General features: G+C 63.1%; 8 protein-coding genes. All 8 read left to right on the top strand.

Annotated elements, in window-relative coordinates; translation table 11 throughout:
• Position 1: 1 nt before the first annotated feature.
• A complete protein-coding gene (locus HX881_RS31675) occupies positions 2 to 736 on the top strand; it encodes a cephalosporin hydroxylase family protein (RefSeq protein WP_017124447.1) in 735 nt (244 codons plus the stop codon).
• A gap of 54 nt (positions 737 to 790) precedes the next feature.
• Positions 791 to 3,733 (top strand): TIGR00180 family glycosyltransferase, encoded by a 2,943-nt coding sequence (locus HX881_RS31670; RefSeq protein ID WP_177088516.1) that lies wholly within the window; start codon positions 791 to 793, stop codon positions 3,731 to 3,733.
• Between the two features lie 116 nt (positions 3,734 to 3,849).
• On the top strand, positions 3,850 to 5,019 hold the full coding sequence (gene pseC, locus HX881_RS31665) for a UDP-4-amino-4,6-dideoxy-N-acetyl-beta-L-altrosamine transaminase (protein WP_177088514.1): 1,170 nt from the start codon (positions 3,850 to 3,852) through the stop codon (positions 5,017 to 5,019).
• A gap of 33 nt (positions 5,020 to 5,052) precedes the next feature.
• A complete protein-coding gene (locus HX881_RS31660; RefSeq protein ID WP_177088512.1) occupies positions 5,053 to 5,673 on the top strand; it encodes a pseudaminic acid biosynthesis-associated methylase in 621 nt (206 codons plus the stop codon).
• Entirely contained in the window at positions 5,670 to 6,380 is a 711-nt protein-coding gene (pseF, locus tag HX881_RS31655; RefSeq protein WP_177088510.1) for a pseudaminic acid cytidylyltransferase, read from the top strand. The genes HX881_RS31660 and pseF overlap by 4 nt, the downstream gene beginning before the upstream one ends.
• Entirely contained in the window at positions 6,377 to 7,882 is a 1,506-nt protein-coding gene (gene pseG / locus HX881_RS31650; protein ID WP_177088508.1) for a UDP-2,4-diacetamido-2,4,6-trideoxy-beta-L-altropyranose hydrolase, read from the top strand. The genes pseF and pseG overlap by 4 nt, the downstream gene beginning before the upstream one ends.
• Positions 7,875 to 8,927 carry a pseudaminic acid synthase gene (pseI, locus tag HX881_RS31645; RefSeq protein WP_177088505.1) on the top strand — a complete coding sequence of 351 codons (1,053 nt, stop codon included), beginning with the start codon at positions 7,875 to 7,877 and terminating at the stop codon, positions 8,925 to 8,927. The genes pseG and pseI overlap by 8 nt, the downstream gene beginning before the upstream one ends.
• 230 nt (positions 8,928 to 9,157) lie before the next feature.
• Positions 9,158 to 10,084, top strand: coding sequence for a ketoacyl-ACP synthase III (locus HX881_RS31640; protein ID WP_017124438.1), 927 nt, complete (start codon positions 9,158 to 9,160; stop codon positions 10,082 to 10,084).
• Positions 10,085 to 10,088: the final 4 nt, after the last annotated feature.

Here is a 10,088-nt window from a genome sequence, read left to right as displayed (position 1 = left end):
AATGACCAAGACCGTAATGCAAGCCTTCGAAGCCGAATGCCAGGCTGAAATCGCCGCCCAGGGCCAGGACGAAAAACTCCAGGGCCTGGCCCGCGAGTTCTTCAATGAATCGGCCAAGCACAAGTACAGCTACCACTTTTCCTGGATGGGCCGGCCGATCATCCAGTTGCCCCAGGACATGATGGCGATGCAGGAGATCATCTGGCAGGTCAAGCCGGACCTGGTCATCGAGTGCGGTATTGCCCATGGCGGCTCGATCATCTACTACGCCTCGCTGCTGGAACTGCAAGGCCATGGCGAGGTGCTGGGTATCGACCGTGACATTCGCCCGCACAACCGCGAAGCCATCGAAAGCCACCCGATGAGCAAGCGCATCAGCATGATCGAAGGTTCGAGCATCGAGCTGTCGACCGTCGAGCAGGTTCGCGCTGCCGCCGAGGGCAAGAAGGTGATCCTGGTCCTGGACTCCAACCATACCCACGATCACGTGCTGGAAGAGCTGCGCCTGTACGCGCCGCTAGTCTCGGTCGGCAGCTACTGCGTGGTGATGGACACCGTGGTCGAGGACATGCCGCCGGAGTTCTTCCCGGATCGTCCATGGGGGCCGGGTGACAACCCGAAGACCGCGGTCTGGGCCTACCTGGAAGAGAACCGTGATTTCGAGATCGACAAGCAACTGGAAAACAAGTTGCTGGTCACCGTTGCACCGGACGGCTACCTGCGTCGGGTTCGCTGAGTAACAACATCATCCTGGGTTCATGGGTCGATTCGGCAGTTTTGGGGAAAGTTTATGCAAGGCAAGTACGTATCTGAGCAGGCACGGCAGCAGGGGGACCTGCAGTTCCTCGGCGATTTGTTGACGGTCGTGCTGGTCACCCATAACCGGCCGGCCTTCCTGCGCCGTGCGGTGAAGTTCTACGGCGCGCTGCCTTGCAAACTGCTGGTGCTGGATTCGTCCCCGGTGGCCAATGCCGGGGTTGCCCACGGCTACGACTCGGTCGAGTACCTGCATGTACCGCAGTACGACTACTGGAAGCTGCAGAACAAGTTCGCCCATGGCGTGATGAGCGTGCAGACGCCGTACATGGTGTTTGCCGCCGACGACGACTTCATCGTCCATGACGCGCTGGCCGAATCGGTAGCTTTTCTCGAGGCCAACCCGGACTACGGCATGTGCCATGGCTATTGCATGATGTACCTGGCCATGGCCGGCAGCGTCGGCTACTACCGTCGCGACAAGAAGGTCTGCGAGGACTACGCCTCCGAGCGGGCCCAGGATCGGGTGGTGGAGTACATGCGCCAGTATCTGCCTCCATTCTATGCCGTGCACCGTACCGCGCTGATGCGCGACTGGCACTCGGCGCTGCCGGAAGGCACCAGTTTCCAGTGGCAGGAAATCGGTCACGTGTACTACATGCTGGCACGGGCCAAGGCACGGATCCTGCCGATCCCCTATGTGGTCCGCGAGGTCAACTACGGCGATTCGGAGCACAGCACCGAGGTCTACCACTCCTTGAGCTACACCGATGCCAAGTCGGTCGCCGAGCGCGAGGCCTTTGCCGATTTCCTGGCAACGCTGCCCACCGCCATCGAGGGCCTCGATACGGCACAGACCAAGGCCTTCGCCCTGGAAAGCTTCGAGGCAATGGTCGACAGCCTGCGCAGCGGGCGGGCACTGACCGTGGAACTGCTCTTCGATTCGACGTGGAACAGCATCAAGGAAGGCCCGCAACGCCGGTTCGGACCCAAGCAGTACATGGAGATGCCTTACTACAACCAGGCCTTCTTCGATCAGTTGACCTGGTTCGAATTCCTGATCCATGCGATGCCGGCCGGCCGTGTCCAGTTGCAAGGGCTGGAAGGCGTGTGGACCCGTCAGCGGGCGCTGATGCGTGCGCACAACAACGACACCCCGGAAAGCGTGGTGGATCGCCTGTGGCTGGCCCAGGACATCAACCTGTTCAACCGTCCGCTGGTCAAGCGCCTGGCCGCGCAACTGCAACTGCTGGGCGAGGAGGACGAGGCGCGGGATATGTCCGCCTGGGCCGAGCGGCTGGATGCGTTGTGCACCGAGGATAATGTCTCGACCTTCGAGGCAATGCCGTCGGGGCGCCTGCTGAACTGGCTGCAAGCCCGCGAGCCGGTTGCCGGCGAACTGGAGGCGATCGCCGGGTATCGGCGCGAGCAGGGCAGCGGCCCGGTCTTCGGTCTATTGGTACTGGATCTGGAGGATGAGGTCGGTCAGTTGCAGGTGACGCTCGACAGCCTGCTGGAAGGGCATGGCATGGCCTTCCGGATCGTGGTTTTCACCACGGGCGAACCGCAGGCGGCGACCACGCTGCAGAATACCCTGCACTTCGTCCGGGTCACGCCGGGCAATCTGGTCGACAAGCTGAACCAGACGATTGCCCAACTGCCTTGCGACTGGCTGTTGCTGGCCGAGGCCGGGGACGAATTCACGCCGGCGGGCCTGTTGCGGGCCGGCCTGGAATTGCGCAACGCCGGCGAGTGTCGCGCGGTGGCGACCGATGAAATCCAGCGCGATGCCAACGGCGCGCTGATCGAGGTGTTCCGGCCGGACTTCAACCTCGATCTGTTGCAGAGCGTACCGGCGCTGATGGCCCGGCACTGGCTGGTGCGGCGCGAGGTCGTGCTGGGCGTCGGCGGCTACAAGGCCGACTTCAGCAAGGCACTGGAGTTCGATCTGCTGCTGCGCCTGATAGAGGAGGGGGGCATGGCCGGGCTGGCTCACCTGGACGAGCCCCTGCTGATCACCAGTGTGCCTTCGCACGAGGAGAACGCCCACGAACGCCTGGCGCTGATGCGTCATCTGGGGACTCGGGGCTACAAGGCAATGGTCAGTTCGCCGCAGCCGGGCAGCTACTTTGTCGATTATCGCCATACCGAGCGTCCGCGGGTGTCGATCATCCTTCATGGCCAGGCGAGCTTCGGCGAGCTGGAGCGCTGCCTCAAGGCCGTTCTGCAACGAACCCGCTACCTGAACTTCGAAGTGCTGCTGGCCGATCAGGCGGGCGACTCCGAGGCACTTGCCAACTGGCTCCGCGAGCAGCCGCAGGCCGGCAAGGTGAGCGTGTTGCAATCCGACTGGTCGAGCCGTTCGGCGTTTTGCAACGCGGCAGCGCGTCAGGCCACCGGCGAGTATCTGTTGCTGCTTGCGGCGGACAGCGAGGTGGTCAATCCCAACTGGATCGAGTCCCTGCTCAACCAGGCGCTGCGACCGGAAATCGGCGTGGTCGGGGCCAAGCTCTACAGCCGCGATACCAAGGTGTCCCAGGCCGGTCTGGTGCTCGGCCTGAACGGCGGTGTCGGTTCGCCTTTCATCGGCGAGAAGAAGGACGCCAAGGGCTATATGCAGCGTCTGATGGTGGAGCAGAACTATTCGGCGGTGTCGGCGGTATGCCTGATGGTGCGCAAGGCGCTGTTCGAGACGGTCGGGGGGCTGGACGAGAAGGATTTCGCCGAGGCCTTCGCCGATGTCGACCTGTGCCTCAAGGTCGGCCAGTCCGGCCACCTGGTGTCGTGGACGCCGCAGGTACAGGTCCTGCACCCCGGTCTCCTGCCCGAGGCGCCGGCGGCCCTGGCGGCCTTGCGCGAGAAATGGTCGGCGACGTTCCAGGCCGATCCTGCCTACAACGCCAACCTGGCCTTGACGGGCAAGGGCTTCACCCTCGGCATGGCCAAGGGTGTGGATTGGTCGCAGTTGCTGGTTTAAAAAAGGACCTACGGCATGTTCAACGGCAAATCGATTTTCATCTCCGGTGACACCGGCTCGTTCGGGCGTAATTTCATTCACTGGACGCCGGATCGGTCCCCGCTGGAGCTGTTGCCATGACGCCGTACCAGATTCCTTATGGTTGCCAGAGTATCGAACAGGCAGATATCGATGCCGTGGTCGAGGTGCTCAAATCGCCCTGGCTGACCCAGGGGCCGACCATCCCACGGTTCGAGGCGGCACTGGCGGAACATTGCCAGGCCGACTTCGCGGTGGCGGTGTGCAATGCCACGGCGGCCCTGCACATTGCCTGCCTGGCAGCGGGCCTGGGGCCTGGTGACCGCTTGTGGACCAGCCCGAACACCTTTGTCGCCTCGGCCAACTGCGGTCGCTACTGTGGCGCCGAGGTGGACTTTGTCGATATCGACCCTTCGACCCTGAACCTCGATGCCCGCTTGTTGGCGCACAAGCTGGAAGCCGCGGCAGTGACCGGTCGCTTGCCCAAGGTGGTGGTGGCCGTGGCCTTTGCCGGCCAGAGCTGCGATATGCGCGCCATCGCCGGGTTGGCCGAGCAATATGGCTTCATCCTGATCGAGGACGCCTCCCATGCGGTGGGCGCCTCCTACCTCGGTCGGCCGGTGGGCTGCGGCGCCCATGCGGCGATGACCATCTTCAGTTTTCATCCGGTGAAGATCATCACCTCGGCCGAAGGCGGCATGGTCCTGACCAACAGCGCCGAACTGGCCGAACGCCTGCGTCGCCTGCGCAGTCATGGTATTACCGGCGATCCGGCGCAGATGAAGGTGCCCGAGCACGGTCTCTGGTACTACCAGCAACTGGAGCTGGGTTTCAATTACCGGATGACCGACCTGCACGCGGCATTGGGCCTTTCGCAAACGGCGCGACTCGACAGTTTTGTCGCCCGACGGCGGGAGCTGGCGGCCCGTTACAACCGCTTGCTGGCCGATCTGCCCTTGACCCTGCCAGCCGCGCAGGCGGGTGCCGAGTCTGCCTGGCACCTGTACGTGGTGCGTTTGCAACTGGATCGGGTCAAGGTCACCCAGCGCGATGTCTTCGAGACACTGCGGGCGGCGGGGATCGGTGTGAACCTGCATTACATTCCCGTGCACCTGCAGCCGTATTACCGTGAGCAGGGATTCAAGGACGGCGACTTTCCCGAAGCCGAGCGTTATTTCAGCGAAGCGATCAGTTTGCCGTTGTTCCCGTTGCTCACTGAAGAACAGCAAGACTATGTGGTCGAACAATTACGCAAGCTTGTCGGTTAAACACGATCAATGCTCCGAGGATAAGAGTCAGATATGCGTGAGTTCAGCGAACAGGAAGTCTTCTGGCGTGGCGAGTTCGGCGACGAATACGTGGGCCGCAACCAGGGGCCGGCGCTGATCGCCGCCAACCTGGCGTTGTTTGCCAAGGCCCTGGCGCGAACCACCGGGCTCGGCAGCCTGCTGGAACTGGGTACCAATACCGGGAACAACCTGCAGGCCCTGCACCGGCTCCTGCCCGGTTGTGCCCTGCAGGGCGTCGAGATCAACGCCAGGGCTTGCGAGCAGGCGCGCAGCCTGGGTATCGCCGAGATCTGGCAGGGCTCGCTATTCGACTACCCACGCGAGCGCCGTTTCGACCTGACCCTGAGCAAGGGCGTGCTGATTCACCTGGCGCCCGAGTTGCTGGCGACCGCCTATGAGCAACTGTACGCACTGAGCGGACGCTATATCCTGATTGCCGAGTACTACAATCCGGTACCCGTTGAGGTGCCTTATCGCGGCAACAGCGGCAAGTTGTTCAAGCGTGACTTCGCCGGGGAAATGCTCGATCGCTATCGGGATTTGCAGTTGCTGGACTACGGTTTCGGTTATCACCGCGATCCGCAGTTCCCGGTTGACGATGTGAACTGGTTCCTCCTGGAAAAACGCCCTTGAGTGCGATTGCGATCATTCCGGCACGGGGTGGCAGCAAACGCATCCCGCGCAAGAATCTCAAGCTGTTCCATGGCGAGCCGATGATCGCGCGTTCGATTCGGCTCGCCTTGGCGTGCGGCCTGTTCGATCGGGTCATGGTCAGTACCGACGATCCGGAAATCGCCGCCCTGGCCCGTGAGCACGGGGCCTTGGTGCCGTTCGTGCGGCCGGCGGCCCTGGCCGACGATTTCACCGGCACGGCGGCGGTGATCGTGCATGCCATCGAGACGCTGGAGCAACAGGGCGAGACCTTCGACTACGCCTGTTGCCTCTATGCCACTGCACCGCTGCTGCAAACCCGTTTCCTGCGCCAGGGCCTGGCGCTGCTGGAGCAGCATGGGGAAAAATCCTTTGCGTTTTCGGTCTGCGAGTTCGGCTTTCCGATCCAGCGGGCCCTGACCCTGACCGACGAAGGAGCGCTGACCGCGCTTTACCCCGAGCATCGGCAGACCCGCTCCCAGGATCTGCCGCCGGCCTTTCAGGATGCCGGGCAATTCTACTGGGGGCGCAGTGCTGCCTGGTTGCGCGGCGATGTGCTGTTTTCCGAGAAGAGCCTGCCGGTGCGTTTGCCGCGCCATCTGGTCCAGGATATCGATACCCCCGAGGACTGGCGTCGGGCGGAATACCTGTATGCGGCCCTGAAGGCGGCCGGAGAGCTGGAATCGTGAGAGTGCTGGTGCGTGCCGACGCCTCGGCGGCCATCGGCAGCGGACATGTCGCGCGTTGTCTGACCCTGGCCCGGGTGCTGCGCGACATGGGCGCCGAAGTGCTGTTCGCCTGTCGGGAGTTGCCCGGCAATGCCTTTGCCCGCCTGGCGCAGGAGGGGTTTGCCGCGCTGGTGCTGCCGCCCCTGTATTGCGGGGAGAATCCGGCCCTGGGTATCGAGGCGCTGTTGCCCTGGCAGGCCGATATCGCTGCCCTGGAAGCCTGCCTGGCAGGCGATCGCGGTTTTGACTGGATCGTGGTCGACCATTACGGACTCGATCATCACTGGCAGACAGCCGCTCGCCGATGGGGCTGGCAGATCGCGGCCATCGATGACCTGAACAACCGCCAGCATGCGGTGGATATCCTTTTCGACCAGAACTTCACCGCCGGCGATCGCGATTTTTCCCGGCGCGCCTTGCAGCCCTGTCGCCAGTTGCTGGGGCCGCGCTATGCGCTGATCCGTGATGACTTCCAGCGTGCGCCGGTGCCGATCAGAAGCCAGGCGCAGCGGGTGCTGGTGAATTTCGGTGGGCTCGACGGCGCCGGCGAAACCTGGAAGGCCATGTGTGCACTGGCGGACTTCGATGATCTGCAGGTGGACTTTGTCGCCGGTACCGCCAATCCGAAGTTGGCGCAGTTGCAGGCCATGGCGGCGGATCGTCCGTTATGGCGGGTGCAGACATTCGTTGAAGATTTCGCCGCACTGATGGCCCAGGCCGATCTGTTTATCGGCGCCGGCGGCGGTACCAGCTGGGAGCGCGCCGCCCTGGGATTGCCGACCCTGTGCATCGCCGTCGCGGAAAATCAGCAGGCCAACGCCGAGCGCCTGGCCGCGGCTGGCATGCATATCTATCTCGGCACCAGCCAGACGGTAAGTGTCGACGGTCTGAAACAGGCGGTGGGTTTTGTGCTGGGCAATATCGGCCTGCGGCAGAGCCTGGCCGAACGCTCGCGGCGCCTGGTCGATGGCCTGGGCGCGCGGCGATTCGCCGTGGCGCTGGCCGGTTCAGCCCTGAAGCTGCGGCAAGTGACGCTGGAGGATGCGCGCCTGTTGTTTGAGGGGCGCAACCAGCCGTCGGTGCGCAGCGCTTCCTTGAACTCCGCGCCGATCGACTGGGACGCGCACCGGGTCTGGCTGGCGGCGAAGCTGCGCGACCCCGGATGCCTGCTGCTGGTCGCCGAAGCGCAAGAGGGGCCGGTGGGCGTGCTGCGCTACGACCTCGCGGTCAACCGCGCCGAGGTCTCGCTGTACTTGCTTGACGGCCGGGCGGGCCTGGGCTGGGGCAGGGCGCTGCTGGCCCGTGGCGAAGAGGTTGTGTGCGGGCACTGGCCGCAAGTGACGGTGATTGAGGCGCAGGTACTGCCGGATAATCCGGCTTCGATCGAATTGTTTCGTCATGGCGGCTATGTCCAGTCGGCCAGCCGTTTCGAGCGTGTAGTGAAGGATCAGGTTCATGACTAGTTTCAAGATCGGCCAGCGAACGATTGGCCCGGATGCGCCGCCGTTCATCATTGCCGAGATGAGCGGCAACCATAACCAGTCGCTGGACGTCGCCCTGCGGATCGTCGAGGCGGCGGCCAGGGCCGGTGCCCATGCGCTGAAGCTGCAGACCTACACCGCCGATACCATGACCCTGGACCTGGCGGAGGGCGAGTTCTTTATCCAGGACCCTGGCAGCCTGTGGGCCGGGTCCTCGCTCTATGACCTCTACGAGAAGGCCCATACGCCCTGGGAATGGCATGCGCCGATCTTCACCCGGGCGAAGGAGCTGGGCATGCTGGCCTTCTCGACTCCGTTCGATGAAAGCGCCGTGGACTTCCTGGAAAGTCTCGACGTGCCGGCCTACAAGATCGCCAGTTTCGAAAACACCGACCTGCCCTTGATTCGCCGGGTGGCCGCGACGGGCAAGCCGCTGATCATTTCCACCGGCATGGCCAGTGTCGCCGAGCTGGATGAAACGGTGCGCGCCGCCCGCGAGGCCGGTTGCCGGGACCTGGTGCTGCTCAAGTGCACCAGTACCTATCCGGCGTCGCCGCTCAACAGCCACATCCGGACGATCCCCCACCTGTATGAGCTGTTCGGCTGTCAGGTCGGGCTCTCCGACCATTCCATGGGCGTGGGGGTTTCGGTGGCGGCGGTGGCCCTGGGGGCGACGGTGGTGGAAAAACATTTCACCCTGGATCGTGCCGCCGGTGGCGTGGACGCCAGTTTCTCCCTGGAACCGGCGGAACTGGCCAGCCTGGTGGTGGAAACCGAACGGGCCTGGCAGGCGCTTGGACAGGTGCGCTACGGCGCCACCGAGGCGGAGCAGAAATCCCTGGTCTACCGCCGCTCGCTCTATGTCGTGCAGGACCTGCTCGAGGGTGAATGTTTTACCGCGCAAAACGTGCGGGCCATCCGCCCCGGGCTGGGGCTGGCACCGAAACATGTCGATGGCGTGCTCGGGCGCAAGGCCCGCATGTCCCTGAAACGCGGCACACCGCTGGATTGGTCGCTGATCGAATAACCCCTCGCGCACGCATTCGGGCAAAATAAGCGTGACCTGTGAGTCATAACGCGCATCTTCACTGTATTGTATTTGCCGGGGATGCGGGCGCCTGAGCCTTTTCGGTCGGTGATTGCCCCTCGATTGCGCCGTTTCTGCTCCATTTTGGAGTGACGGCAAATCCCTGTTGATCGGCGCCCCTCGATTCCTGCGAGCGGTGATATTCAGCTGTTTATTATTGGGAAGCCATAATGATTGGCATAAAAAGCATTGCCAGTTACGTGCCGACAGCCGGCGTGGATAACTACGCTCAGGGTGCCAAATTCGCCAAGGATGAAGAATTCATCCTGGGCAAGATCGGTTCAGCCTTCCTGCCGCGCAAAGACGCCGGGCAGGAAACCTCGGACCTGTGTGTCGAAGCCGTGAACGCCTTGTTCGCCAACAACCCCGAACTCAAGCGCGAGAGCATCGATGCGCTGATCGTCGTCACCCAGAACGGTGACGAGGAAGGCCTGCCGCACACCGCGGCCATTGTCCAGGACAAGCTCGGCCTGCCGACCACCGTGGCGGCGTTCGATATTTCCCTGGGCTGTTCCGGTTATGTCTATGGCATCTATGCCATGAAAGGTTTCATGGAAGCCGCTGGCCTGAAGAACGGCCTGCTGGTGACCGCCGACCCGTATTCGAAGATCGTCGATCCGGAAGATCGCAACACCACCATGCTGTTCGGTGATGCCGCGACCGCGACCTGGATGGGCGAAGACGCACCCTGGCAGTTGGGCAAGGCCAAGTTCGGTACCGACGGTGCCGGTGCGCCGCACCTGAAGGTCAGCGACGGCGTGTTCTTCATGAACGGGCGCCAGGTGTTCAATTTCGCCCTGCTGAAGGTCCCGGCGCATTTGCACGAGCTGCTCGATGATTCCGGCCTGCAGCCGGCCGATATCGATGCGTTCTGCATCCACCAGGGCAGTGCGGCGATTGTCGATGCCGTGGCGCGTCGTTTCGAGGGCGAGCCGGAGAAGTTCATCAAGGACATGGTCGAGACCGGTAATACTGTGTCTTCGAGCATTCCGCTGCTGCTGGAGAAGCATGTCCTCGATTCCACCTGGAAGCGCGTCGCCCTCAGTGGTTTCGGTGTCGGCCTGTCGTGGGGCTCGGCGATTATTCATCGACCTTGATCCG

It is taken from the genome of Pseudomonas gingeri (assembly GCF_013386115.1).
GTDB classification, from domain to species: domain Bacteria; phylum Pseudomonadota; class Gammaproteobacteria; order Pseudomonadales; family Pseudomonadaceae; genus Aquipseudomonas; species Aquipseudomonas gingeri.
Note: the sequence above shows the minus strand (reverse complement) of the source record. Positions and strands in the feature narration are given on the sequence as shown.

Bases quoted from the DNA above. Each gene is read 5' to 3' on its own strand.
- pseI (WP_177088505.1), top strand. From the start codon at position 7,875: ATGACTAGTTTCAAGATCGGCCAGCGAACGATTGGCCCGGATGCGCCG.
- HX881_RS31640 (WP_017124438.1), top strand. From the start codon at position 9,158: ATGATTGGCATAAAAAGCATTGCCAGTTACGTGCCGACAGCCGGCGTG.
- pseC (WP_177088514.1), top strand. From the start codon at position 3,850: ATGACGCCGTACCAGATTCCTTATGGTTGCCAGAGTATCGAACAGGCA.
- HX881_RS31675 (WP_017124447.1), top strand. From the start codon at position 2: ATGACCAAGACCGTAATGCAAGCCTTCGAAGCCGAATGCCAGGCTGAA.
- HX881_RS31670 (WP_177088516.1), top strand. From the start codon at position 791: ATGCAAGGCAAGTACGTATCTGAGCAGGCACGGCAGCAGGGGGACCTG.
- HX881_RS31660 (WP_177088512.1), top strand. From the start codon at position 5,053: ATGCGTGAGTTCAGCGAACAGGAAGTCTTCTGGCGTGGCGAGTTCGGC.